Annotated in this window: 20 protein-coding genes; 12 read left to right on the top strand and 8 right to left on the bottom strand. The window is 66.1% G+C overall.

Annotated elements, in window-relative coordinates; genetic code table 11:
- The first annotated feature begins 408 nt into the window (after positions 1–408).
- On the top strand, positions 409–1,557 hold the full coding sequence (locus tag DWV11_RS10850; RefSeq protein WP_115788899.1) for a GGDEF domain-containing protein: 1,149 nt from the start codon (positions 409–411) through the stop codon (positions 1,555–1,557).
- Positions 1,558–1,606: 49 nt separating this feature from the next.
- Here the strand turns inward: DWV11_RS10850 and DWV11_RS10845 are convergent, their stop codons facing one another.
- Positions 1,607–2,686, bottom strand: coding sequence for a LacI family DNA-binding transcriptional regulator (locus DWV11_RS10845; protein WP_115788898.1), 1,080 nt, complete (start codon positions 2,684–2,686; stop codon positions 1,607–1,609).
- A 164-nt stretch (positions 2,687–2,850) separates the two neighbouring features.
- On the opposite strand from DWV11_RS10845, the gene DWV11_RS10840 reads away from it, so the two are divergent.
- The 5 genes from DWV11_RS10840 (at position 2,851) to DWV11_RS10820 (ending at position 7,679) form a co-directional block, all read left to right on the top strand.
- A complete protein-coding gene (locus DWV11_RS10840; RefSeq protein WP_425452058.1) occupies positions 2,851–3,714 on the top strand; it encodes an ABC transporter substrate-binding protein in 864 nt (287 codons plus the stop codon).
- A gap of 94 nt (positions 3,715–3,808) precedes the next feature.
- On the top strand, positions 3,809–4,597 hold the full coding sequence (locus DWV11_RS10835; RefSeq protein ID WP_115788896.1) for an amino acid ABC transporter permease: 789 nt from the start codon (positions 3,809–3,811) through the stop codon (positions 4,595–4,597).
- On the top strand, positions 4,594–5,382 hold the full coding sequence (locus DWV11_RS10830) for an amino acid ABC transporter ATP-binding protein (protein WP_115788895.1): 789 nt from the start codon (positions 4,594–4,596) through the stop codon (positions 5,380–5,382). The genes DWV11_RS10835 and DWV11_RS10830 overlap by 4 nt, the downstream gene beginning before the upstream one ends.
- Positions 5,382–6,410 carry a Gfo/Idh/MocA family protein gene (locus tag DWV11_RS10825; RefSeq protein WP_115788894.1) on the top strand — a complete coding sequence of 343 codons (1,029 nt, stop codon included), beginning with the start codon at positions 5,382–5,384 and terminating at the stop codon, positions 6,408–6,410. The genes DWV11_RS10830 and DWV11_RS10825 overlap by 1 nt, the downstream gene beginning before the upstream one ends.
- Positions 6,411–6,470: 60 nt before the next feature.
- A complete protein-coding gene (locus tag DWV11_RS10820; protein WP_115788893.1) occupies positions 6,471–7,679 on the top strand; it encodes an NAD(P)/FAD-dependent oxidoreductase in 1,209 nt (402 codons plus the stop codon).
- 101 nt (positions 7,680–7,780) lie between these two features.
- Here the strand turns inward: DWV11_RS10820 and DWV11_RS10815 are convergent, their stop codons facing one another.
- The 6 genes from DWV11_RS10815 to DWV11_RS10790 all read right to left on the bottom strand — a co-directional run bounded on the left by DWV11_RS10815 (position 7,781) and on the right by DWV11_RS10790 (position 15,107).
- Positions 7,781–9,121, bottom strand: a complete 1,341-nt coding sequence (locus DWV11_RS10815) for a right-handed parallel beta-helix repeat-containing protein (RefSeq protein ID WP_115788892.1) — start codon at positions 9,119–9,121, stop codon at positions 7,781–7,783.
- Positions 9,122–9,143: 22 nt separating this feature from the next.
- Positions 9,144–10,712, bottom strand: a complete 1,569-nt coding sequence (locus tag DWV11_RS10810; protein WP_115788891.1) for a glycoside hydrolase family 32 protein — start codon at positions 10,710–10,712, stop codon at positions 9,144–9,146.
- 41 nt (positions 10,713–10,753) lie between these two features.
- On the bottom strand, positions 10,754–11,797 hold the full coding sequence (locus DWV11_RS10805) for a LacI family DNA-binding transcriptional regulator (protein WP_115788890.1): 1,044 nt from the start codon (positions 11,795–11,797) through the stop codon (positions 10,754–10,756).
- A 115-nt stretch (positions 11,798–11,912) separates the two neighbouring features.
- Positions 11,913–12,866, bottom strand: a complete 954-nt coding sequence (locus DWV11_RS10800) for a carbohydrate ABC transporter permease (protein ID WP_115788889.1) — start codon at positions 12,864–12,866, stop codon at positions 11,913–11,915.
- Complete coding sequence (locus DWV11_RS10795) at positions 12,866–13,753, bottom strand: carbohydrate ABC transporter permease (protein ID WP_115788888.1); 888 nt, start codon at positions 13,751–13,753, stop codon at positions 12,866–12,868. Before DWV11_RS10795 ends, DWV11_RS10800 begins: the two co-directional genes overlap by 1 nt.
- Before the next feature lie 73 nt (positions 13,754–13,826).
- Positions 13,827–15,107: an ABC transporter substrate-binding protein gene (locus tag DWV11_RS10790; protein ID WP_115788887.1), complete on the bottom strand. Its 1,281-nt coding sequence runs from the start codon at positions 15,105–15,107 to the stop codon at positions 13,827–13,829.
- Positions 15,108–15,402: 295 nt separating this feature from the next.
- Between DWV11_RS10790 and DWV11_RS10785 the strand changes: the two genes are divergently transcribed.
- The 3 genes from DWV11_RS10785 to DWV11_RS10775 all read left to right on the top strand — a co-directional run bounded on the left by DWV11_RS10785 (position 15,403) and on the right by DWV11_RS10775 (position 19,689).
- Entirely contained in the window at positions 15,403–15,594 is a 192-nt protein-coding gene (locus DWV11_RS10785) for a hypothetical protein (RefSeq protein WP_115788886.1), read from the top strand.
- A gap of 134 nt (positions 15,595–15,728) precedes the next feature.
- Positions 15,729–16,934 carry a NosD domain-containing protein gene (locus DWV11_RS10780; RefSeq protein ID WP_115788885.1) on the top strand — a complete coding sequence of 402 codons (1,206 nt, stop codon included), beginning with the start codon at positions 15,729–15,731 and terminating at the stop codon, positions 16,932–16,934.
- A gap of 163 nt (positions 16,935–17,097) precedes the next feature.
- Complete coding sequence (locus tag DWV11_RS10775) at positions 17,098–19,689, top strand: GH32 C-terminal domain-containing protein (RefSeq protein ID WP_115788884.1); 2,592 nt, start codon at positions 17,098–17,100, stop codon at positions 19,687–19,689.
- A 97-nt stretch (positions 19,690–19,786) separates the two neighbouring features.
- Here the strand turns inward: DWV11_RS10775 and DWV11_RS10770 are convergent, their stop codons facing one another.
- Positions 19,787–20,221, bottom strand: a complete 435-nt coding sequence (locus tag DWV11_RS10770) for a rhodanese-like domain-containing protein (protein WP_210725722.1) — start codon at positions 20,219–20,221, stop codon at positions 19,787–19,789.
- 127 nt (positions 20,222–20,348) lie between these two features.
- Here DWV11_RS10770 and DWV11_RS10765 point away from each other — a divergent pair, with 127 nt between their 5' ends.
- The 3 genes from DWV11_RS10765 to DWV11_RS10755 all read left to right on the top strand — a co-directional run bounded on the left by DWV11_RS10765 (position 20,349) and on the right by DWV11_RS10755 (position 23,501).
- The gene (locus DWV11_RS10765; RefSeq protein WP_245953557.1) at positions 20,349–20,717 is read left to right on the top strand and encodes a metal-sensitive transcriptional regulator; all 369 of its coding nucleotides are present in this window, start codon (positions 20,349–20,351) and stop codon (positions 20,715–20,717) included.
- A gap of 49 nt (positions 20,718–20,766) precedes the next feature.
- Positions 20,767–21,009, top strand: coding sequence for a heavy-metal-associated domain-containing protein (locus DWV11_RS10760; RefSeq protein WP_245953556.1), 243 nt, complete (start codon positions 20,767–20,769; stop codon positions 21,007–21,009).
- Positions 21,010–21,080: 71 nt separating this feature from the next.
- The gene (locus tag DWV11_RS10755; RefSeq protein WP_115789078.1) at positions 21,081–23,501 is read left to right on the top strand and encodes a heavy metal translocating P-type ATPase; all 2,421 of its coding nucleotides are present in this window, start codon (positions 21,081–21,083) and stop codon (positions 23,499–23,501) included.
- Positions 23,502–23,608 lie beyond the last annotated feature (107 nt).

The following is a 23,608-nucleotide window of genomic DNA, read 5'->3' as shown; positions in this document are numbered from 1 at the left end:
CGGGCACACGCCGTCGCTTTGGAGCCTAGACCCGGCAACGGTGCTCCGACCAGAGCCAGCGGCCTGCGTTAGGTGTTTGGGACACAGCACGACGGCGGCACTGCCACCTCAAAAGCAGAGGCACGTGCCGCCGTCGGACTTTCCGGGGGGGCCGACGACGGCTGGGGAGAGAGCCAGGGCCCCGGGCCCCTTGGGCTCTCACGTCGCCGACCCCGCCTTGTAACCGCAGTGCGGGGTCTGGGAAGGAATCTTCAGCTACATATATTCAACGCCTTGGCGGCCTGTTTGACTCCCGCGGGGGGCTGACCCCTTTAGCCCCAGCGGACCCTTGTGTCCCGGTGATGCAACTTGACAACGGCTGGCAGCCAAAATGCCTTAGGCTTGGCCTCGGCAAGGGGGTAGTAGGTCATGGAACTCGATACTTTAAGCCTGAGGGTCGCCCTCGGGGTTGTCACAGTCATCCTGTGTTTGTTGTTCTTCGCATCGTTCCGACAGACGCGGTCACCGTACAGCGGCTGGTGGTGCCTTTCGCTCGTCGCCTTCCTCACAGGGAACCTGGCGTTCCTTCTCACCGGGACCCCGCATCAGGTCTGGGCCGACCCGCTCGGCAACGCCTTGGCGGTTTCCGGCGCGTTCAGCGTCTGGGCAGGCGCACGCTCGCTGCGCCTGCTGACGACGCCGCTCTGGCTGGTCATCGCGGCCCCGGTGGTGACGGCGGTTGCTTCGGCCTTGGAGAATCCAGCGTCCAATGAATGGTCGGGCGGCCTGGTGTACCTGGGCCTGATGGCCGTGGGCTTGGGGCTGGCGACCCGCGAGCTTGCGCTGCTGAAACCGCGCAGATCCTACGTCAACCGCTCACTGACCGTGGGTGCGGGTGTCCTGGCGGCCTATTACCTGTGCCGATGGCCCGTGTACCTGCTCGAAGGCCCCGACGGCCCGGACTTCCGCACTTATTTCAGCCCCGCAGTCACCAGCCTCCTCATCATCGGCCTGCTGGTCACGGTGTCCTTCAGCATGACGGCTTTGAGCAACGACCAGCTGATCAGCGGACTCCATGAACGCGCCAACAGGGACAGCCTCACAGGCGTCCTCAACCGCAGGGCCTTCATGGAACTGGCTGCCCGCGAAGTGCAGCGCATGGATGCGACGGGGACGGCCTCCACGTTGATCATGGCAGACCTGGACCATTTCAAGGCCCTCAACGACAAGCACGGCCATGCCGCCGGCGACGCCGCGATCCAGGCGTTCGCCTCAGCCGCCGTCGCGTCGATCCGCTCCACCGACCTTGTGGGCAGGTACGGCGGCGAGGAATTCCTCATCCTGCTCCCGGGCGCCGAACAGGAAACCGGTGAGGTGATCGCCGGCGTGATCAGCCGCGCCCTGGCCGCCGCGCCCACGCCTCCCGGCGTCGTGTTCCCCACCGTGAGCTACGGAGTCGCGGCGAGCGCAATCGCCGACGCCGACCTGCCGCGCATGGTTGCGGCCGCCGACGCTGCCCTGTACAAGGCCAAGGCCCTTGGCCGGAACCAGGTCGTCTTCGCGAGCCGGCAACCGTAGCGGCACGCCGCTCGGGAAGGCTGCCGCCACTGAACGGAAACGGATCAGGTCAGGTGTACGCTTTGACCGCCCTCGGCGTGCCCACCGAGCCCCGCTTGATCAACCGGGCGACCAGGTCCGGCGCGACGGCCGGCTTCCGCCCTTCGATCTGCCGGATCAAAGCACTGGCAGCAGCCACACCCATGTCGTACACAGGCTGCGCGATGACCGTAAGGGGCGGGGTGGTGAGCCTCGTCCAGGCGAAGTCGTCGTACATCAGGAACGAGACGTCGCCCGGGATGGACAGTCCGAGTTCCTGGATTGCTTCGATGACGCTGAGGGCGATGAGGCCGTCGGAAGCCACGACGGCGGTGGCCGGCTCAGGCATGAGGAGAACGTCGCGCGTAATGCTGCGGATCGACTCCGCGTCGCCGGCGTTCAGGCGCACCAAGTCGGCAGAGAGCGCGAGCCCTTCCTCGCCCAGTGCCCGGCCCATCCCGTCCAGGCGCTCGGTGATCTGCGAGGAATCCACGACCATGCCCGGGGTGAAGGGGGATTCCGTCTTCAGGGTGGAGATGAAGGCGATCCGGCGGTGGCCCTCCGAGAGGAGATAGCGCGTGGATTCATAGGCCATCCCCGCCATGTCCACGGCCACGGTCTGAGCAGCGAGTCCGCCGGCCGTGCGGTCCAGGAGGACCAAGGGGCGGGCTGCTTCCTGCACCCGCTGCAGGTGCCCGGTGTTCACGGACGACGCTGGCGCCACGATCAAACCGTCAACGCGCTTATCCAGAAGCACCTGGACGGCGTCCACCTCGGCAGAGACGTCCTCGTCCGTATTGATCAGGATGACGTTGAAACCGGCCTTTTTGGCGGTGTCGCTGATGCCGCGGGTAGCGAGGCCGAAGTGCGGGTTTTCGATGTCACCGACCACCACGCCGATAGTGTGCGACTTGCCGGTGTTCATGCTGCGCGCAAGTTCGTTGGGCCGGTACGCGAGTTCCTCGGCGGCAGCCAGCACGCGCTCCCGGACGTCGTCGCTCACGGCGCCGTAATTGCCCAAGGCGCGTGCGGCCTGGGCCTTGGAAACCTGCGCGGCTTTGGCGACGTCGGCGACCGTGACGTCCCGCCGCCGCGGATTGTTACTGCTCATTTTGGCCTTCCGAAAGGGCCTTGACGGCCACTGTGGCTTAGGTTACATTTCTAAACAACCCCAATGTGAGTCCGGTCTCAATCCTAGCCGGTGAGACCGGACTCAACAAGGACTCACCCACCAAAGGCCAAAGGCGCCTCCTGCTCCTACGATTGGAAAAAGCTGTGACCAAACGACTGAACTTCCGCCCGGGGGTGATCGTTGCGGCAGCCGTTGCAACGCTCCTGGCACTCTCCGGCTGCGGCGGATCGACCCCCGCGAGCACCTCGACGGCGGGCAACCCTTACGGACTCATCCAGCCCGGCACCATCCGCGTTGCCAGCCTGGGCGACGCCAAGCCGTACACCTTCGCCGACGCCCAGGGCAACTTCACCGGGTTCGACGTCGAACTGTTCAAGGATGTGGCCCACCGCGCAGGCGTGGACAACGTCGTCTTCACCGGACAGGACTTCTCGGGCCTCCTTGCCGCTGTGGCCAACGGCCAGTTCGATGTCGGCGTGGCCGCCATCGGCATCACGGACAAGCGCAAGGAAACGGTCGACTTCTCCGACGGCTACCTGGCCGGCTACCTGACCATCATCACCACCAAGACCTCGGGCATCAAGGACGCAAACGGCCTGGCGGGCAAGCGCCTGGGCGTGGTCCAGGGAACCCTCCAGGAAGCCTACGCGGTGAAGAACTTCACCTCGGCGAGCCTGGTGCGCTTCCCGGACAACAACACCGCGATTGCCGCGCTGAACAACGGCTCCGTGGACGCCCACTTCCTGGACTACGAGGCGGCCAAGTCCTATGAGAAGCAGCACGGCCTGGTCAGCGCGGCGGACATCCCGTCCTTCGACGCCCCTGCCGGATTCGCCATGGCGAAGGGCAAGACCGCGCTCAAGGAGGCGCTCAACAAGGGCCTGGCCGAAGCGATGGAGGACGGCACCTGGAAGAAGCTGTACAAGAAGTGGTTCCCCGGTTCTCCGATGCCCGAGCAGTACCTGCCCAAGGCCGAGCAAACAACCACCCCCGCCCCGAGCAAGTAGGCGGGCAGGCCGGCCGCCGGCCGCCACATGTCCGGGCGGGCCGCTCAGTGCGGTCCGCCCGGGATTCACCAGCTAACTACGTCTGAGAGCAACCATGGACTGGCTCAACACCATCATCCGTACCTTCTTCGATTTCGGCGCGATGGCCGAAGTCCTCCCCCAACTCCTCGGGGTAGGACTCCTGAACACCCTCATTATTTCCGTCGCGGCCACCATCATCGGCATGGCTCTGGGCATGATCGTCGCGGTCATGGGGATCTCCCCGTCCAAGTGGCTGCGTGTTCCGGCCCGGATCTACACCGACCTATTCCGCGGCCTGCCCGCGATCCTGACCATTCTGCTGATCGGCCAGGGCTTTGCCCGGTTCAGCCAGTCGATCTTCGGCCCCTCGCCCTACCCGCTGGGGATCATCGCGCTCAGCCTGATTGCTAGCGCCTACATCGGCGAGATCTTCCGTGCCGGCATCCAGAGCGTGGACAAGGGCCAGGGCGAAGCCTGCCGCGCGCTGGGGATGAGCTACGCCAAATCCATGGCCCTGGTGGTGGTGCCGCAGGGCATCCGCAGGGTCCTGCCGGCCCTCGTCAACCAGTTCATCGCGATCGTCAAAGACTCCTCCCTGGTCTACTTCCTGGGCTTGCTGATCTCTGAACGCGAGCTCTTCCGCGTGGGCCAGGACGCCGCCGTGCTGTCCGGAAACCTTTCGCCGCTGGTTATGGCCGGCATCTTCTACCTGGTGATCACAGTGCCCTTGACCCACCTGGTCAACTACTTCGACAACAGGTTCCGGACCGGCCGCCGCCGTCCCTCCGCGCCCACCAGTGGCCTGAAGGAAGTCAATGAACTCGATGCGGCTTCGCCGCTGATCACCGGGAGCAACACGTGAACCTCGCAAACAGCAGCACCAGCGCCAGCAGCACCGACAAGACAGCCGCCGAGACGTTCCACGGCTCCAGCCTGGAACTGAAGAACCTCACCATGGCCTACGGGGACATCGAAGTGCTCCGCAACGTCAGCCTCACCGTGGCTCCCGGCACCACCACCTGCATCATCGGGCCTTCAGGCTCAGGCAAGTCCACCCTCCTGCGCGGCGTCAACCGGCTGCATGAACCCAAGAGCGGTGACGTCATCCTGGCCGGCGAGAGTGCCCTCCAGGTCAAGCCGGACGTCCTGCGGGCCCGTATCGGCATGGTCTTCCAGCACTTCAACCTCTTCCCGGACCACACCGCCCTGGAGAACGTGGCCCTGGCTCTTTGGAGCGTCAAGGGAATGCCCAAGGCCGAGGCCAGGGAACGCGCCCGCCGCCGCCTCGCCGAGGTGGGCCTCGCCGAACGGGCCGACCACCGTCCACGTGACCTCTCCGGCGGGCAACAGCAACGCGTCGCCATCGCGCGGGCCCTGGCCATGGAACCCGAAGTGATGCTCTTCGACGAAGCAACCAGCGCCTTGGACCCCGAGCTCGTCAAGGGCGTATTGAACCTCATGGCAGGCCTTGGCCGCCGCGGCATGACCATGCTTGTGGTCACGCACGAAATGGGATTCGCCCGCAAGGTCGCGGACCAGGTGGTCTTCATGGACGAAGGCGAAGTCGTGGAAGCCGGCACGCCCGCCGAGCTCTTCGACAACCCACAAAGCGAACGGCTCAAGCGCTTCCTTTCGGAGGTGCTGTAATGCAGGCGCCGCTCCGCACCGCCGTCGTCGGCTTCGGAGTCTCCGGCAAGGTCTTCCATGCCCCGCTGATCGCCGCGGATCCGGACTACTCGCTGGACGCAATCGTGACGGCGGACCCGGCGCGTGCCGCCGAGGCGGCGCGGCTCCACCCTGACGCGAAGATCGTCCCGACGGTGGAGGAAGCGTTCGCGCTGGAACTTGACTTGGTGGTCCTGGGGACTCCGCCGTCGACCCATTTCGAACTGGCCGCTTCGGCCATGGCCCGCGGGCTGCATGTCGTGGTGGACAAGCCGTTCGTTCCTTCCTCGGCCCAAGGCGAGGAACTCCTGGCCCTGGCTGCCGACGCCGGCGTGCAGCTGACGGTGTTCCAGAACCGCCGGTGGGACGCCGACTTCCTCACCCTCCGGAAGCTTGTGCGGGACGGTGCGCTTGGGGAGGTCCGGAGCTTCGAATCGCGCTTTGAATGGTGGCGGCCGGACGGTTTCGGGAACTGGCGCGACTCCGCCACCCCGGCAGAAGGCGGCGGCCTGCTGCACGATCTCGGTGCCCACTTGATCGACCAGGCCATCCAGTTGTTCGGCCCCGTTGCCCAAAGCCACGGCGACATGGCAAAGCACGGCCCGCACCCCGATGGCGGCGAAACCGAGGCGTTCGTCTCCCTGCTCCACGATTCCGGGGTCCGCTCCCGGCTGTGGATGAACGGCATGGCCGCCCGGAACGGGGCACGCTTCCACGTTCTGGGCTCCGCCGCCGGCTACACGAAATGGGGGCTGGACCTGCAGGAAGCTGAACTCGCGGCGGGCGTCCGGCCCACCGATCCGGGGTACGGAACTGAACCCGGGGAGTCGTGGGGGCTCCTCGGCATCGGCGATTCCGGCACCCCGGTGCCTGCTGAACGCGGCGCATACCCCCGCTTCTATGAGGAGCTGGCCGACGCCCTCCGCGGCACTGGCCCGCTTCCCGTCGATCCGCGCGAATCCCTTGAGGTGCTGCGGGTCATCGAAGGCATCCACGCCCTTTCCGCCTGACATTCCCCCGCCGCCCACCTCGCGGCGCCCACCATTCCTTTGACCATGAAAGGGAGAACCATGTCCTCCACGTCCCCCCAGAAGCACGTAGTCGTGATCGGCGGCGGCATCCTCGGAGCCTCCACCGCCGCACACCTTGCCCAGGGCGGTGCGCAGGTGACGCTCGTGACCGCCGGGCCGCTCGCCGACGGTGCATCCAGCCGCTCGATCGCGTGGCTGAATTCTTCAGGCGCCCGTTCCGCCAGCTACCACTACCTGCGGATGCTTGCCATCGACCGCTACCGCACGTGGAGCGCCCGCCACCCGGAAAGCCGCGGCTACCTCCGATTCGACGGCGCCATGAAATGGGCAGGTCCCGGCGAGAGTTTCCATGAGACGTTCGCCTTCGAACGCGCGGGCGGGTACGACGCCACCTGGGTGGATCGCGCCGACGTCGCGCGCATTGCGCCCGAGGTAGATCCCGACGCCGTTGCCGAGGAGGGGGCAATCTACAACCCGGGCGAAGGCTGGGTGAACATGCCGGACTTCATCCCTGTGCTCGCCGCCGAAGCGACCGCCCACGGTGCGCGCGTTATCGAACACGCAGGCGTTGTACGGGTTGACGTGCAGGACGGCGCTGCATCCGGCGTGATCCTCAGCGATGGAACCCGGCTGCCCGCCGACGACGTGGTGCTCGCTACCGGCGGCGCTGTTCCGGCCCAGCTCGCCGCCCTGGGCGTGGTTGTCCCGGACGCCACGCCTGCAGCCTTTGTGCTGTTCACGGATCCGGTGGATGCCGAAGTGAAGACCGTGCTGAACACCCCGCGCGTTGCGGTCCGGCCCATGCCCGACGGCCGGCTTGTGCTCGACGCTGACTGGGCAGAACAGACCGTGGTCACCGAGGAGGACGGCTCGTTCACCGTGCCGGAGGAGTCGGTGCAGGGCCTCCTCGATGAGGCCTCGAAAGTGCTCGCCGGCAACCCGCGGCTGACCGCGCAGCGGGTGGGTGCTGGGTTGAAGCCCATTCCGGGCGATGGCGAACCCGTGGTTGGCCCGGTGCCTGCGATCGCCGGCCTCCATGCTGTGTTCACGCACTCGGGAGCGACGCTGGGGCTGATCCTCGGTGAACTCCTCGCCGAAGAGATCCTCACCGGAACCCTGTCGCCGGTGCTGAAGTCCTTCCGTCTCGACCGCTTCGACCGGGGGACGGCGCCGGAAGCTGCCAGCGGCACGGGCACGGTCGGCACGGGCACGGTCGGCACGGAGGCCTGGGCACCGGTACACAAGTAGCCGTCCGCGGCGGCGGCGCAAAAGGCGGCCGCCGCCGTCGTGCTTCCCGGGGCAAGGCCCCCCTGGGGCTGGAAGGTTACGGGCACAGGTGCATGGGCCGCCTAGGAAGCGATGGCGGGCGTGGCCCTGAAGGCGTTGACGGTCCTGTCCGCGATGACCTGCGCGTCGGTCCCGGAGTCAAGGATCGTGTTCCGGGCCGATTCGGGATCAACCAGGACGGCCGTCACGGCGAGGCCGTCCGAAGCCGAGGTTGTCAGCAGGGCGTCCACCTGCGCCGCGAAGCAGGAGTCGCTGGATTCGGCACGGACGTCCAACGCCACCACATGGTTGTTGGAGACGAAGTTGCCGGTCCCCGCCTGCAGCCGGATGATGACCGGCGCCGCACCAGCCGGCCGGATGCTGTCTGCGTCGATGACCTCGGAGAAGTGGTTGCCGACGACGGTGTTGTTGCTGCCGTCCACGCAGAGAAGCCCAGCGAGGTCGTCCAGGCCGTTGTCGACTCCCAGGAAGGGCGTCCAGGGCTCGTGGTCGCGCAGGAAGTGGTTCGTGGCCACGAGGTTCTCCGAACTGTTCGCCGCGAGGATCACCATCCCCGGGTAGAAGGAATGCAGGCGGTTGTTGGTGACACTGGAACGGGTGACGCCCTCGAGGTGGACGCTGCTCGCTCCACGCGGGAAGACATTGTTCGCCGTGATCAGGAGCCCGCCATGGTTCTCGGCGCGGATCGAGTGGCCCTTGAAGCCTGCTCCGATCAGGTTGTCGGTGATCTTTGACGCCTGCCCCCAGCCGCGCAGTTCGATGCAACTGCCGCATTCGGCGATGAAGTTGTCGTGGATGGAGAGCGCGTCCGCGTGGTAGATGGTGAGGGCGTTCTCGAGGTAGACGAACCCCATGCCGGTGACGCGGAACGAGTCGTTGGCGTTCGCCACGTAGATGCCGGTCTTGCCGTTCACGTAGCTGTTTTCCGGGTGCATTCCCGAGCCATCGTCGGTGAAGTGCAGCCCGTCGATGCAGAAGTTGGAGAACTCCACCGAGCTGATCCGCGGGCTGCCCGTCCGTTCAACGTAAAAGGCGGCGCCCTGGGCTTCCCCGCCCTCTCCGTCGGGGGCTATGTCCACGAGGATGCGGCTTCCCCCGGGCCACAGTTCGCGCAGCCCCGGCCATTCGTCTTCGGGGACGTTGAACCGGATGCTCGATGACGTGAAGCCGTGCCCCGAGCCCTCGATCCTGAGGAAGCTGACGTCGATCACCACCTGCGTCCGGAGGCGGTAGTCCCCCGGCGGAAGGTAGATCACCGCGCCGGGCTTTCCGCCGTCGTTCGCGTCGGTGTCGGCCTGCCGCTCCTTGATGTCCGCGATGATGCTGTTGATGACTTCGCCGACGTCCTTGGACGCGTTGCCGACGGGCCAGGTGGTGACGTCGTAGTAGTTGCTGCTGGACATGGCTTCTTCCTTTGTGTGCCGCTCAGGCGAGGGTTGAGACTTCGAGTTTCAGTATGGTGGCCGGGCCGCCCTCCACGGAGAGCCAGTTCTCCCGGCTTCCCTCGGAGGGGAAGATGAGATCGGTCAGGACCACCTTGCCGCCTTGGGCGAAGACTTCCACCGAGCAGTGGTCGACGACGATCTGCACCGTGAGTACGCCGTCCTCAAGGACCAGCGGGGCTGACTCGGCCGACGCGAATTTCGCGTGGAAGCCGGTGTTTCCGGAGTACCTGCGGTCAAGGATGAGCCGGGCGCTTCGCGTGTCGTAGCTGAGGATGGTCCCCTCACTTCCGTCGCTGCTCCCGAGGAGCCGGAAATCGACGCGCCCGGCGCTCCCGGGCAGGATCTCCGCGTCGATGACCTGGGCGCTGCCGGGAACGGCGTCCGGGAGCCGGACGGCGGAATCATGCAGCTGGACGGTATCCATGACTTCCGCAGGGGGCCCAGCCAGGACCGGCTGCTGGACCAGTCGGACGGAGCCGTCGACGGCGGTGGGGCCCGCCGTCGTCAGGCGCAGTTCGCGGGCGAGCGTCATGGAGGACCGCCAGGGGGCGGTGGGCAGTTCGTTGGCGTAGTCCCAGTTGTTCATCCAGCCGATGATGATGCGGCGGTCATCCGGGGTGTTGCTGAAGGACACGGAGGCGTAGCAGTCGCGTCCCCAGTCCAGCCACAGGCATTGCGGCAAGGCGGCAGCGGCCGCCCTGGGATCGGCGAGCGAGGACACTCCGGCCGGCGCCGCAAGTGAACCGTCGTCCGGGAGGAACCGGACGCCGTCGAACTGTCCCACGAAGTACTGGCCGCCCGATCCTCCCGCCACCGCGCCCGGGTTGACGTTGACGATCAGGACCCACTTGGTATTCTCCGGGTCCCCGTCCACCGGCAGGGGGAAGAGGTCGGGGCACTCCCATTCGCCGGCGTCGGCGTTGGCCGGGCCGAAGTCGCTCAGGAAGTCCCAGGACTTGAGGTCCTCCGAACGGTAGAGAACCACCTTTTGCTGCTGCGCCTCAACGGCGGCCATGACCCAGTAGGCGCCGTGCTCACCGTGATAACGGAAGACCTTGGGGTCGCGGAAGTTCGCGGAGTTCCTGGTGAGGACGGGGTTTCCGGCGTATTTCCGCCACGTCATGCCTGCGTCCGTGCTGTAGGCCAGGGACTGTGCCTGGGTACCGCCGTGCCCGGACGGCGCCTTGAACGCGCTGGTGTAGATGGCGACGAGGGCAGGTGCGTCCGCCGTGCCGAAGCCGGAGGTGTTGCCGTGGTCGACCACGACACTGCCCGAGAAAATGTCCTCCGTTTCGTCGCAGGCGATCGCCACAGGATTTTCCGTCCAGTGCAGCAAGTCAGGGGACGTGGCGTGGCCCCAGGACATGTTGCCCCAGACGTTGCCGTACGGGTTGTTCTGGTAGAAGAGGTGGTACAGGCCGTGGTGGAAAACCAGGCCGTTCGGATCGTTCAGCCAGGTATCCCTTGCCGTGAAGTGGATGGCAGGCCGGAATCTGGTGGTGACGGCCGGGGCCGTTTCCGGGCGTGCGGCATCAAGGCGACTGGACATGTTCTGGCGTTTCCTCTTGGGGGCTGGAAGGGGCTGGCTGCTTATTGCCGGGGAGCGGCGATGGAATCGCGGATCACCAGGGGGCAGCTCAGGATGGTCGGGTGGAGTGCCATGAGGGCAAGGTCGGTCTTCCCCTCGATGGCGTCGATCAGGTGCTCGGTGGCCCATGCACCCATCTCGTAGTGCGGCAGGGCCACGGTGGTGAGGCCCGGATAGAGGTTGGCGGCGATCAGTTCCTGGTCGTCGAAGCCCACCACCGAAAGGTCTTCAGGAATCCTGAGTCCCAGTTCCGCGGCGGCGCGGTAGGCGCCCATCGCCATCCGGTCGTTGTAGCAGAACAGGCCGGTGGGCGGGTTCTTTCCGGTCAGGATCCGCCGGGCCGCCTCGTAGCCGCCGTGCACCTCGGAGACCTCGGACTCGACAGGTGCCGCATCGCCGTCGAGCCCTGCTTCAGTCAGCACGGACCGGAAGGCGTCGAGCCGCTGGTGGGTGGCGGGGACGTCATCAGTGTTGTTGATGAAGCCCACCCGGGTGTGCCCGGCTTCGAGGAGCGCACCGACGGCGGCACGGGCGCCGCCTTCCTCGTCCGGGATCACGGCGGTGATGTTTCCGCCCGTGGCCACCGAGTCGACCAGGACGGAGGGCACACTGCCGAGGTTGGCCGGAAGCTCCACGTTGCGGTGGTACATGGTGGCGTAGAGGATGCCGTCCACCCGGCGTTCCAGGAGGGCCTGGACGTCGGCCTGCCGGGATTCGAGGCTGGCCGAGCCGGGGGTGTTGATGATCATGAGGTTGTAACCCCGGGCCTTCGCGGCCTCGTCGGCGCCGAGGATGATCCGCCCGGCGTGGGGCGTGGTGGCGATTTCCTCGCTGACCAGGCCCAGCATGCCGGTCCTCTGGGTGCGCAGGGCCTGGGCAAGGCGGTTGGGACCATAGCCCAGTTGCTCCGCGACTGTCCTGACCTTGTCCCGGGTTTCGGGGCTGATCCGCGCGTAGGCAACATCGTTGAGGACGTGGGAGACCGTTGTCACAGAGACGCCGGCGGCGAGGGCCACGTCCTTGATGCCGATGGTCTTGTTGCTCATCTGTCTCCCACGTCCTTATGGTCGGTTGCCCCGCGGGGCTATCAGTAGGCTACTCGTTGCTGGTGGTCTGACCCTTGACGGCGCTAACCCTTGGCAGCGCTGACCCTTGACGGCGCTAGCCCTTGACAGCGCCCAGCGTCATGCCTGCGACGATCTTGCGCTGCAGGAGAAGGGTCAGGAGGATGACCGGGATCGAGTAGACCGCCGCGAGCGCGGTCATGGATCCCCAGTCGAGTCCGAACTGGGTCTGGAAGTTGGCGATCACCACAGGTGTTGTCTGCGAGCGGATCGCGGTCATCAACAGCGCGAACAGGAACTCGTTCCACGACGCCAGGAAGGCGAAGATCGCAGTGACCGCAATGCCGCCCGAGACCACCGGGATCACCACCCGCCACAGGGCTCCAAGGCGGCTGCAGCCGTCCACCGTTGCAGCCTCTTCGAGGTCGCGCGGGACGGCTTCGAAGAAGCTGGACATCAGCCAGATGGAGAGCGGCAACGAGATCGTGGTGTGCGCAATCGAGAGCGCGATGGGCGTATCCGCCAGGCCCACGGAGGCCATCATGGACGCCAGCGGGATGCCGATGGCCACCGGCGGCACCATGCGGGTCACCAGCGCGGCCATGATGAACACCCGGCCGCTCGGGGTCTTGTAGCGGGTGATGCCATAGGCCGCCGGTATCGCCAGCACCAGCGAAAGCAGGGTGCTGATGACGGCCGTCTGGATGCTGTTGATGAAGGAGGCCACCACGCCGCTGCGGCCCAGGGCATTCGCGTAGTTCTCCAGCGTCCATTCCTTGGGGAGGACCGTGGGCGGCACCGCGATGGTGTCGATCGGCGTCTTGAAGGAGGTGAACAGGAGGTAGAGGAACGGGAAGCCATAGAGGACCATCGCTGCTGCGAGGAGGACCCACAGCAGCGTCCGGGTGCTTCGGCGGCCCGCTTCGAGGCCTTCGCGGTTGACGCCCCGGCGCTTGCGCCTGCCGTCGTGCGTGGTGCTTGGCACGGAACTTTCGGCAATCACTGCAGCCGCCTTCCCTGCGTCGGGCCTGGTTCGTTCGGCGACGCGCATCAGGTGTCCTTTCCTGGCCGCCAGATGGTGGCCACCGCGAAGAAGGCGACGGCGAGCATCGCGACGAGGTAGATGGTGCCCATGGCGCTGGCGAGGCCCGGGTCGCCGAAGCGGATCATGGTGCGGTAGATCAGCAGGCTCATGGTTTCGGAAGCCGACTGGGGGCCGCCGTTGGTCTGGATGAGGATGGTGTCGAAGGCCCTCGCGGCGTCGATCCCGCGGACCACCAGGGCAACGGCGATCACGGGGCGCAGCAGCGGAAGGATGATCCGGAACAGCAGGGACGGCGCGCGGGCACCGTCAAGGCGGGCGGCCTCGATCAGGTCGCCGGGGATGTTCTGCAGGCCTGCGAAGAGCACCAGGCACATGAAGGACGTGGTGAGCCAGATGTCGGGGATGGCCACGGAGAACAACACGATGTTGGGGTCGGACAGCCAGCCGATCTGGTTGGGGTTGCTGAGGATTCCGGCCTGGTGGAGGAGGGTTCCGATGAGGCCGAAGTTGTCGATCATCAGGAACTTCCACAGGAGGCCGGCCACGATCGGGGCGATCATCAGCGGGTAGAGGAAGACGGTCCGCCACACTTGGGACCTGCGGCCCAGGGTGGTGAACAGCAGGGCCATGCCCAGCCCGAGGGCGAACTCGAGGGTCACCACCACCACGGTGTAGGCGAGTGTCCGCCACCCGGCGCCCATGAAGGCATCGGAGGCGAAGGCCGAAACGTAGTTCTGGAACCCCACGAAGTCCCGGGGGCCGCCGGCGATCGGCGAGATCTTGAAGAAGCTGTCTGCCACGAGACGGAACAGCGGGTAAGCAACGAAAACGGCCAGGAACAGTGCCGCGGGCGTCATCAGGAAGAGGGCGAAGCGGCGATCGGAGATACGCACGGTTTTCTTTTCTGCTGGTTGGGGCCGCGGCCGGCACCGGACTTGCTGTGCCTCGGGTGCCGGCCGCGGAGTCTTACTTGAGGAGGGCCTCGATCTGCTTCTTGGCGTCAGCGAGGAGGGCGGCGGAGTCACCGCCTGCCACGGCCTTCTGCAGGGTGGGGATGAGGACCGTGTCCACGATCTGCTGCCACTTCGCGGTAGCCGGGCGGGTTTGGGTCGCCTTGCCGCTGAGGGTTTCGATCAGGGGCTTGAAGCTCTCGTAGCCCGGCTTGTCCTGGTACTTTTCGAAGGCGGAGATGCGCGCGGCCAGGCCCAGGCTGGATTCGATGCCCATGCTGTTGTAGTCGTAGGCGCACTTGACGAACTTCTTGGCCGCCTCGGTGTTCTTGGTGGCCTTGGGAACCGAGAGGTACCACGGGCCGGGAACACCCGCGACGCCGGCGCTGCCGCCGATCATCGGGGCGGCACCCACCTTGCCGGCCACCGGGGAATCCTTGGGGATCTGGCGGTAGGCGTGGGCCCAGAAGCGGGTCATGGCGGTCTTGCCCTGGTTGAACAGGTTCTGCGCCGCGGCCCAGTCCACCTGAGCGGCACCGGACGGGGCGGACTTCACCAGGCTGGTGTAGAAGTCCAGGGCTTCCTTGTGGGCGGCGTTGTCGACGATCACCTTGCCGTCGGCGTCCAGGACCATCGGCGAACCGGCCTGCAGCACATGGGCCAGCCATTCGGTTTCGACGGCGCCCTTCACGTCAGTGCCGTACATGCCGTCCTTGGTGAAGAAGGCGGAGATGTCCTGGTACTGCTTCCAGGTGGTGGGTGCGGCGAGCTCGTAGCCGTACTTGGCCTTGAAGTCGGCCTTGTTCTTGGGGTCTTCGAAGAGGTCCTTGCGGTACAGGATGATTTCCGCGTTGGTCCAGGCGGGCATGCCGATGAAGTGGCCGTCCACGTTGGCTTCCTTGACCAGGGCCGGGAAGATGTCCTTCTTGGCCTCGTCGGTGAAGAGTTCGTCGATGGGCTGGACCGCATCCTTGAAGCTGGGCAGCCAGACGGAGTCCAGGGCTGCGACGTCGAAGGAGACATTGCCGGAGGAGAATTCGCTGGACAGGCGGTTGAACATGCCGTCGTACGGCAGTTCGACGAAGTTGGCGGTGACGCCGGTTTCCTTCTTGCACTGCTCGGCGACACCGGTGAGTTCCGCGTGGCCGCCGGCTTCGACGAGGACGTTGACAGTGTTGCTGGCGGCGCTACCCGCAGACGCCGGGCCCCCCGCGCCGCACCCGGTGGCCGCAAGGGCGACGGCGGTGCAAATGCCGCCGATGGCGACGAACCTGCTGATGGTCTTTCGAGTGGACATCGCTGTCGACTCACTTTCTCTCGAACGGAAATGGCGAGATTGATCGGGGTGAAGAATCGTTTTGCCAAAACGACTTGGCAAAACCGTAAAGGCCATTGGCGAGGGTGTCAAGGGTCACAGGGAAATTGTCCGGACGGCGTGCCCAAAGGATTTTTCCCTCGGCTTTTCCCTTGACGCCGGGGTTGGTGCAGCCCTAAAGTCTTCGCGGCGGCGCAAAATCGTTTTGGCACATTTTGGCTGCACTTCGGCACACTCAGCTCGTCACAGCTAGGAAATCCAGTTCAAGGGAGAACAGATGAAGCCCATTCCGGACATCAGCCGCAGGAACGTACTCCGCGCCTTCCTGGCCTCGGCCGCAGCGGCGGGCACCGCCGTCGGGCTGGCCGCATTTGCCGGCCCGGCACACGCGGCGCCCCAGCAGCCGACGCCGGGCAGCGGCCAACCGCCGTCGGGAGCCGGACACCGCCACCTGATCGGCGTTCTTTAAGTCCCCGCCGCGGCCCCTCGAATTCGCCGGAACGCCGCCGGATCGCCGGAATGTTCCAGCGACTCCGCACTATTCCGGCGATCCCGCAGCACAGCAGCACAGCAAGTCCCCCAACGATGTGAGGAGAACACGCTTTGACCACCGTTTACGACGTCACCACCTGGTCCGTACCGGGCAATCCCTCGGCCACGCCCTACAACGACATCGGGCTCATCATCAACAGCATCATCGCCGACATCAAGGGTCAGCAGACCAGCCAGTCCTCCAAGCCCGGCGCCGTGATCTACATCCCGCCGGGCGATTACTCCCTCAAGACCCGCGTGAATGTGGACATCAGCTTCCTGACCATCCGCGGATCGGGCCACGGCTTCACCTCGCTGAGCATCCGCTACAACGCCGGCAACACTTCCAGCTGGCACGAGATCAACCCCGGCGGCAGCCGCGTCCGGGTGGAAAACACCGACGGCAACAACGAAGCCTTCCGGGTCTACCGGAGCGGCGACCCGCGGCTGAGCTCCATCGTTTTCGAAAACTTCTGCCTGGACGGGGTCTCCTTCGGGAGTAACGAAAACGACTACACCAACGGCAAAACGGGCATCCTCTTCGACTCCGCCAACGATTCCTGCCGAGTCGAGGGCATGGGCATGGTGTACTTGGAGCGCGGGCTGGTGGTGAAGGACACCGACGCCCTCAGCGTGAGCGGCAACTTCCTGGCCGAGTGCGGATCCTGCGTTGAGCTCACCGGTTCCGGCCAGGCTTCAAAGGTGACGGACAACCTGATCGGCGCCGGCTATGTGGGCTTTTCGGTCTTCGCCGAGGGCCACTTCGGACTCCTCGTCACCGGGAACAACATCTTCCCGCGCGGCAAGAGCAGCGTGCATTTCAAGAACTGCACCCGTTCCTCGATCACCGCCAACCGCCTGCACGCTTTCTATCCGGGCATGGTCAACTTCGAGGGAAGCTGCACGGAGAACCTTGTAGGCAACAACCACTTCCTCCGCCAGATGGAGCCGTTCGATCCGCTCAAACCCTACAACAACGGGCTGGATGACCTTTTCGGGCTGGTCCACATCGCCGGCGGCAGCAACTCAGTGATCGGCAACCACTTCAGCTTCGACGTGCCCTCAGCTTCCGTCAGCCCGTCCGGCCAGACGCCCACGATCATCCTGGTGGCCTCCGGGAACAACAACTACATCGCCACGAACAACACGGTGTCCGGGATCGCCGTGCACACCGTAGTGCTGGATGCATCGACGTCCGGCTGCAAGGTGCTGGACAGCGGAGACAGCAACCAGGTGGTCAGCTACGCCTCGAACTACTCGTTCCGGGCGACGCCCTAAGCTCCGAGCGCCTGCCACCGGCCGCGCAGCTGCCGGAACAACGACGACGGCGGACACCGCCCCCTGAGGTGATGGCCGCCGTCGTCGTTCGATGTACTGCACTTTCGTTGCACTGCACTTCCGACCTACCGCAAGGCAAGCACTCTTGAAAGGTCTGTCAAAGATGACCAGACGCACCAAAGCATTGCTGTCACTCGGGACGGCCGTGGCCCTCACTGCCGCCTCGTTCGCCGTAGCCACCAGCCCTGCCCGCGCCACCGATCCCGATCCGGCGACGCAGCAGTACCGGCCCTATCTGCATTACACGCCCGAGAAGAACTGGATGAATGACCCGAACGGGCTGGTCTACCACAACGGCAAGTACCACATGTATTACCAGTACAACCCCAACGGGACCCGATGGGGTGACATGAGCTGGGGCCATGCTTCGTCCACGGACCTCATCCACTGGCAGGAACAGCCCCTCGCGATTTCCCGCGGCCTCAACGGCAATGGCCAGGCCATCGAGGAGATCTTCTCCGGCTCCGTGGTGGAAGACCCCCTCAACAGCAGTGGCTTCGGGAGCCTTCAAAACCCGCCCTTGGTTGCCATTTACACCAGCAACTACACCAGTGCCCACCCGACTCTGGCCGGACAGCAGGCACAATCGTTGGCGTTCAGCCTCGACGATGGGCAGAGTTGGACCAAGTACAGCGGCAACCCCGTCCTCACCAGGAATACTTCCAGCTTCCGCGACCCCAAGGTCTTCTGGTACGACAACCCCTCCGGGCCGGACTACTGGGTGATGGCCGCCGTCGAGGCCGACGAACACCGGGTCCTCCTCTACAAGAGCAGCAACCTGAAGGACTGGAGCTACCTGTCCGACTTCGGACCGGCGAATGCCTTCGGCGGACAATGGGAATGCCCGGATCTGTTTCCCCTCGCCGTCGACGGGGATCCGAACAACATCAAATGGGTCCTCACCGTCAACATCAACCCGGGCGCCGTAGCCGGCGGCAGCGGCGGACAGTACTTCGTGGGTACTTTCAACGGCACAACGTTCACCGCCGAAAACATCGATCCCGCCGATCAGTTGCCGGCCGGAAACGTCCTTGCCGGTTTCAACGGCGGCAGCTACGGCGGATGGAACGTCCAGAACGATCCTGCGAACAGTTCCGGTCCCTGGGGAAGTGCCCCGGCCGCCGGCAGCCTCCCGGGTCAGATGGCGGTGGCGGGCAATGTCGGGGCCGGGCTGGTGAACGGGTTCCACGGTGGAGACAATCCCGTAGGCACCATGGAATCGGCACCCTTCAGCGTCGACAAGGACTACCTCAATTTCCTCGTGGGCGGCGGGAAGCACCCGCAGGGCCCGGGCGAACAATCGGGCAACCAGGCCCCTCCGGGCTATCTGTTGTTCGACGGTTTCGACTACCCCGGGACCCTCAGCGACGCCGGCTGGCAGCTCACCGGCGACTTCCAGGCGGCACTCAACCCCTCGACGTCGGGCGGTGAATTCGCCATCGGGAAACGGATCAACACCTTCGAGGGCGGCCCGTACCAGGACAACAACGTCGGCACCGTCACCTCCCCCGAGTTCTACCTGACGAACACCAACATCGGATTCCTCCTGGGTGGCGGCCAACGGTACGACGGGCAGCTTCAGGTGGAACTGCTGGTGGGCGGCGTTCCGGTCCGTACCGCAACGGGCCGGAACTCCGGCGATCTGAACTGGCAGAACTGGGACGTTTCGCCATGGTACGGCCAGATCGCGCGCATCCGGATCGTGGACAACGCCACGGGCCCGTGGGGGCACCTGACCTTGGACAACATGGTGCTCGGATCCGAGCCGGCCAAAGTCCGCAGCAGCGAAACCACGGTGAACCTGGTGGTCAACGGCCAGACAGTCCGGACCGCAACCGGGGCCGATTCCGAACGCCTGGCCTGGACCGCATGGGACGTCAGCGCCTTCAAGGGCAGCCAGGCCACCATCAGGATCGTGGACAACAACCGCGGCGGATGGGGACACATCCTGGCGGATGAGTTCGTCTCCTCCGACACCTCCCGCCTTGAACCGCACGACTGGCTGGACTGGGGCCGCGACTACTACGCCACGGTGTCCTTCAACAATGCCCCCGGCGGGAAACGCATCATGCTCGGCTGGATGAACAACTGGGACTACGGGCAGGACACCCCCACCAGCACATGGCGGGGAACCATGGCTTTGCCGCGTGAAGTGGTCCTGACCCAGACGCCCGACGGCCCGCGGCTGCGGCAACAGGTGGTGTCCCAGGCAGATGCCCTGAAGAACACCTCCGCCGCGTACACCGCGCCCGCCCAGGACATCCAGCCGGGAACCGCTGCCCTGCCGGCCACCGGGGACGTAGTGCAGATCGACGCCGAATTCTCCCCCGGCACGGCATCATCGTTTGGCCTGAAGGTGCTCGGAAATGCCAGCCAGTCAACCAGGATCGGCTATGCCACGGCCACGCAGCGGCTTTCCATCGACAGGAGCAACTCCGGCAACGTGGTTTTCCACCCGGCGTTCAGCTCCGTGGAAGACGCCCGGGTGGACCTGATCAACGGGCGCCTCCGGATGCGCTTGTACGTGGACCGGGCATCCGTGGAGCTCTTCGCCCAGGACGGCCTGGCGACCATCACGGATCAAGTGTTCCCCGCCGCGGGCGCGAACAGCATCTCCGTCTTCTCCGAGGGAGGCATCGCTCACCTTGAGAGCCTGACGGTCACTCCGCTGTACCCGGCGATGTGGGGCGGCTGAGTCAGGGCTGCTAAGTCGGGGCCACGGTCCCGCCGTCGGGCGTTGGACGCCGACGGCGGGGCTCACCTCGGGTTCCGGGCTCACCTCGGGTTCACGGTCACCCCTGGTGCGCGGTCACCAGAGGATCGGGCTTCTCCGTCTGCACGCCCTTAGGCGTTTCGACCGGGAGGCCGTTCCGCGCCCAGTACTCGATCCCGCCGATCATTTCCTGCACCGGATAGCCGAGTTCGGCGAAGGCGAGCGCGGCGAAGGTGCTCCCGTTGCAGCCCGGGCCCCAGGAGTAGACCACCACGCGGCTGCCGGCCGGGATCAGCTCCGGGGCACGGGCAGGGATTTGTGCGGTGGGCAGGTGCACGGCGCCGGGGATGTGCCCGTGTTCCCAGGAGGACAGCCGGCGGGTGTCCACCAGCACGAAGCTGCCGGGCGCGGCGTCGGCGACGTCCATGACGTCGATTTCGAAGCGGAGCTTAGCCCGGAAGTACTCCGAGGCACCACCTCCACCCCGAGGGGTTTCCCTTGCGGGGTCCGGCATGGCGTTCCTTTCTTCGACCTTCACAAAGCCGAGCGCAATCCTAGTCCCCGACACCCGCGGCGCGTCCACCGGAGGATACCCCCCGGGGGTACTTGCAAAGTACCCCCGGGGGGTATACATTGAATGCATGAGCACGGTAGACCCTCTCACCACCCCGGCCGGCATTGCCGCTGCTTCGGACACGTCCGAAGAGCCGCACGCCCCGCACGGCTACACCTCGAACAAGGACTCCTACCTGCGCAGGCTGAAACGGATCGAAGGTCAGGTCCGCGGGATCGCCCGCATGGTTGACGAGGACAAGTACTGCATCGACATCCTCACCCAGGTCGCCGCCGTCAATAAGGCGCTGCACGCCGTCAGCCTTGGCCTGCTGGAAGAGCACATCGGGCATTGCGTGGTGGGCGCGGCGTCGGAACCCGACCCGGAGGTCCGTGCGGAAATCATCAACTTCAAGGTCAAGGAGGCCACGGATGCCATCGGGCGCCTGCTGCGGTAACCCCGCAAACTCTCACCACACCATCCAACTCACCACCAAGGAGTACGCCATGGGCCAGAAAAGCGCCACCATCCAGACCAACGTCAGTGTTTCGGGCATGACCTGCGGGCACTGCGTTTCAGCGGTCAGCGAGGAAATCGAAGCCCTCGACGGCGTGAAGTCCGTGGCGATCGACCTGAATGCAGGCGGCATCTCGACAGTGACCATCACCTCCACCCAGGAGCTCTCCCCCTCGGAGATCGGCGAAGCCGTGGCCGAGGCAGGCTACCTGGTAGTGGCCAACGACGCGTAGGGGGCATCGTGGGGAACCAGGACTTACTCAAGCAGCAAGGTACCCGCATCATCGAACTGGATATCGAGGGCATGACCTGCGCATCATGCGTGGCCAGGGTGGAGCGGAAGCTCGGCAAGCTCGAAGGCGTCGAAGCCTCCGTGAACCTCCCCCTCGAATCCGCCAGCGTCACGGTCCCGGCCGGCATCACGGACCAACAGATCGTGGACACGGTCAACGCCACGGGCTACAAGGCCTACCTGAAGCCGCAACCGGGCACCCACTCGGACGACCACGAAACCGACGACGGCGACGAGAACGCGCACGACCGCGAAACCGACATGCTCGGCGCGCTCGCTCCTTCGTCGCTTGGACGCGCGCTGCCGCATGCCGGCCCCGCGGACGGGCAGCACCACGGGCACCACGGCGAGCACCCCGCCGTCGAGCACGCTAGGCATCATGGTGAGCACAGCGGAACGGAACACGACCACAGCGTCGGCGACGGTGGCGTCGCGACAGGCGACCACATGCACCACGGCCCCGCAGCGAAACAGCTGCGCCCCCGCCTGATCGTTGCCGCAATCCTGACCGTGCCGGTGTTCCTGATTTCGATGGTCCCGGCGCTGCAGTTCGCGAACTGGGGCTGGGTGGCGGCTGCGCTGGCGTTGCCGGTGGTGAGCTGGGCGGCGTGGCCGTTCCACCGGGCCGCCGCGATCAACGCCCGGCACTTCGCCTCCACGATGGACACCCTGGTGTCGATCGGCGTGCTGGCGGCCTATCTGTACTCGGCGTGGCAGTTGTTCGCCGACCCGCAGATGACCGAGCACCCCGGCATGGAGACCATGGGTGGTGCCCTGTACTTCGAGGTCGCCGCCGTGGTCACCACCTTCCTGCTCCTGGGCCGCTACCTCGAGGCGAACGCCAAGGCCAAGGCGGGCGACGCCCTCAAAGCCCTGCTGAGCCTCGGCGCGAAGGACGCCACGGTGCTGCGTGACGGCGTCGAGCACAAGATCCCGGCGGAGCAGCTCCGGGTGGGCGATGTGTTCGTGGTCCGCCCGGGCGAGAAGATCGCCACCGACGGCGTGGTCACGGACGGCGCGTCCGCCGTCGACGCCGCACTGCTGACGGGCGAGTCCGTCCCGGTGGAGGTCGGCCCGGACAGCCCGGTCACGGGCGCCACCATTAACACCTCGGGCCGGCTGCTGGTGCGTGCCACCCGGGTGGGTTCGGAAACCACCCTGGCCCAAATGGGGCGGCTGGTCAGCCAGGCACAGACCGGCAAAGCGCCGATCGCCCGGCTCGCGGACCGCATCAGCGCGGTGTTCGTGCCGGTGGTGCTGGTCCTCGCGGTGCTCACCTTCCTGGCCTGGTTCCTTGCAACCGGTGAGCTGGACGCGTCCTTCACGGCCGCCGTCGCGGTCCTGGTGATCGCCTGCCCGTGCGCCCTGGGGCTCGCGACCCCCGTGGGCCTGCTGACCGGCACAGGGCGCGGCGCGCAGTTGGGCATCCTCATCAAGGGCCCGCAGGTCCTGGAGGACACCCGCACCGTGGACACCATCCTGCTGGACAAGACCGGCACGGTGACCAGCGGCAAGCTGGCCGTGGACGGCACCATGGCGCTCAACGGTCACCGGGAAGCGGATGTGCTTACCCTGGCCGGCGCGGTGGAGGCAGCCTCCGAGCACCCGATCGCCCACGCGATTGCCGCCGCCGCCAAGGACACACTGCCCGACGGCGGCAACCTGCCCGCGGTGTCGGACTTCAGTTCGGCGGCCGGCGGCGGAGTCCGCGGGACGGTGACGCTGAACGGCAGGCAGCAGACCGTCGTCGTGGGCCGCTCCGGCTGGCTGGAAGAAAACGGGATCGCCCCGGACGAGGCGCAACGCAAGGCGCTGGCGGACTCGGAGGCCGGAGGCGCCACGGCGATCTGGGTCGCCGTGGACGGCGGTGCGGCCGGAATCGTCGCACTACGGGACACCATCAAGGACGATTCCGCGGCGGCGATCGCGCAGCTGAAGGAACTCGGCATCAGGCCGATGCTGCTGACCGGCGACAACGCCGCAGTGGCCGCCCAGGTGGCCGACGCCGTCGGGATCGCGGCTGAAGACGTGTTCTCAGGAGTCCTGCCGGAAGGCAAAGTGGACGCCGTCCGGCAACTGCAGGCGAGGGGCGCCACAGTGGCGATGGCCGGCGACGGCGTGAACGACGCTGCAGCGCTGGCGCAGGCGGACCTGGGCATCGCGATGGGTTCGGGCACGGATGTAGCGATCGAGGCTTCGGACCTGACCGTGATGGGCAGCCACCTGGGCCAACTGGTGCAGGCGATCGAGTTGTCGAGGAAGACCCTTTCGACAATCAAGACCAACCTGTTCTGGGCGTTCTTCTACAACGCGATCGGCATTCCGGTGGCGGCTCTGGGGCTGCTGAACCCGATGATCGCCGGCGCCGCGATGGCCGCGAGCTCGGTGCTGGTGGTGGCCAATTCCCTGAGGCTGCGCGGCTTCGGTAAATAGCCGGCCAGGACCCGCCCGGCGTCGGTGGGGACCTTTTCATGGGGAGGGGTTCCCATCGACACTCCTTGCGCGGCCGGGATAGCGTCTACGTATTGGGGATGCCGAAG

Source organism: Arthrobacter silvisoli, from assembly GCF_003369445.1.
GTDB lineage: Bacteria > Actinomycetota > Actinomycetes > Actinomycetales > Micrococcaceae > Arthrobacter > Arthrobacter silvisoli.
Note: the sequence above shows the minus strand (reverse complement) of the source record. Positions and strands in the feature narration are given on the sequence as shown.

Excerpts from the sequence above, each read along its gene's own strand:
- DWV11_RS10850 (WP_115788899.1), top strand. The coding sequence starts at position 409 with ATGGAACTCGATACTTTAAGCCTGAGGGTCGCCCTCGGGGTTGTCACA.
- DWV11_RS10845 (WP_115788898.1), bottom strand. The coding sequence starts at position 2,686 with ATGAGCAGTAACAATCCGCGGCGGCGGGACGTCACGGTCGCCGACGTC.
- DWV11_RS10835 (WP_115788896.1), top strand. The coding sequence starts at position 3,809 with ATGGACTGGCTCAACACCATCATCCGTACCTTCTTCGATTTCGGCGCG.
- DWV11_RS10825 (WP_115788894.1), top strand. The coding sequence starts at position 5,382 with ATGCAGGCGCCGCTCCGCACCGCCGTCGTCGGCTTCGGAGTCTCCGGC.
- DWV11_RS10820 (WP_115788893.1), top strand. The coding sequence starts at position 6,471 with ATGTCCTCCACGTCCCCCCAGAAGCACGTAGTCGTGATCGGCGGCGGC.
- DWV11_RS10815 (WP_115788892.1), bottom strand. The coding sequence starts at position 9,121 with ATGTCCAGCAGCAACTACTACGACGTCACCACCTGGCCCGTCGGCAAC.
- DWV11_RS10810 (WP_115788891.1), bottom strand. The coding sequence starts at position 10,712 with ATGTCCAGTCGCCTTGATGCCGCACGCCCGGAAACGGCCCCGGCCGTC.
- DWV11_RS10805 (WP_115788890.1), bottom strand. The coding sequence starts at position 11,797 with ATGAGCAACAAGACCATCGGCATCAAGGACGTGGCCCTCGCCGCCGGC.
- DWV11_RS10800 (WP_115788889.1), bottom strand. The coding sequence starts at position 12,866 with ATGCGCGTCGCCGAACGAACCAGGCCCGACGCAGGGAAGGCGGCTGCA.
- DWV11_RS10790 (WP_115788887.1), bottom strand. The coding sequence starts at position 15,107 with ATGTCCACTCGAAAGACCATCAGCAGGTTCGTCGCCATCGGCGGCATT.
- DWV11_RS10785 (WP_115788886.1), top strand. The coding sequence starts at position 15,403 with ATGAAGCCCATTCCGGACATCAGCCGCAGGAACGTACTCCGCGCCTTC.
- DWV11_RS10775 (WP_115788884.1), top strand. The coding sequence starts at position 17,098 with ATGACCAGACGCACCAAAGCATTGCTGTCACTCGGGACGGCCGTGGCC.
- DWV11_RS10770 (WP_210725722.1), bottom strand. The coding sequence starts at position 20,221 with ATGCCGGACCCCGCAAGGGAAACCCCTCGGGGTGGAGGTGGTGCCTCG.
- DWV11_RS10765 (WP_245953557.1), top strand. The coding sequence starts at position 20,349 with ATGAGCACGGTAGACCCTCTCACCACCCCGGCCGGCATTGCCGCTGCT.
- DWV11_RS10760 (WP_245953556.1), top strand. The coding sequence starts at position 20,767 with ATGGGCCAGAAAAGCGCCACCATCCAGACCAACGTCAGTGTTTCGGGC.
- DWV11_RS10755 (WP_115789078.1), top strand. The coding sequence starts at position 21,081 with ATGACCTGCGCATCATGCGTGGCCAGGGTGGAGCGGAAGCTCGGCAAG.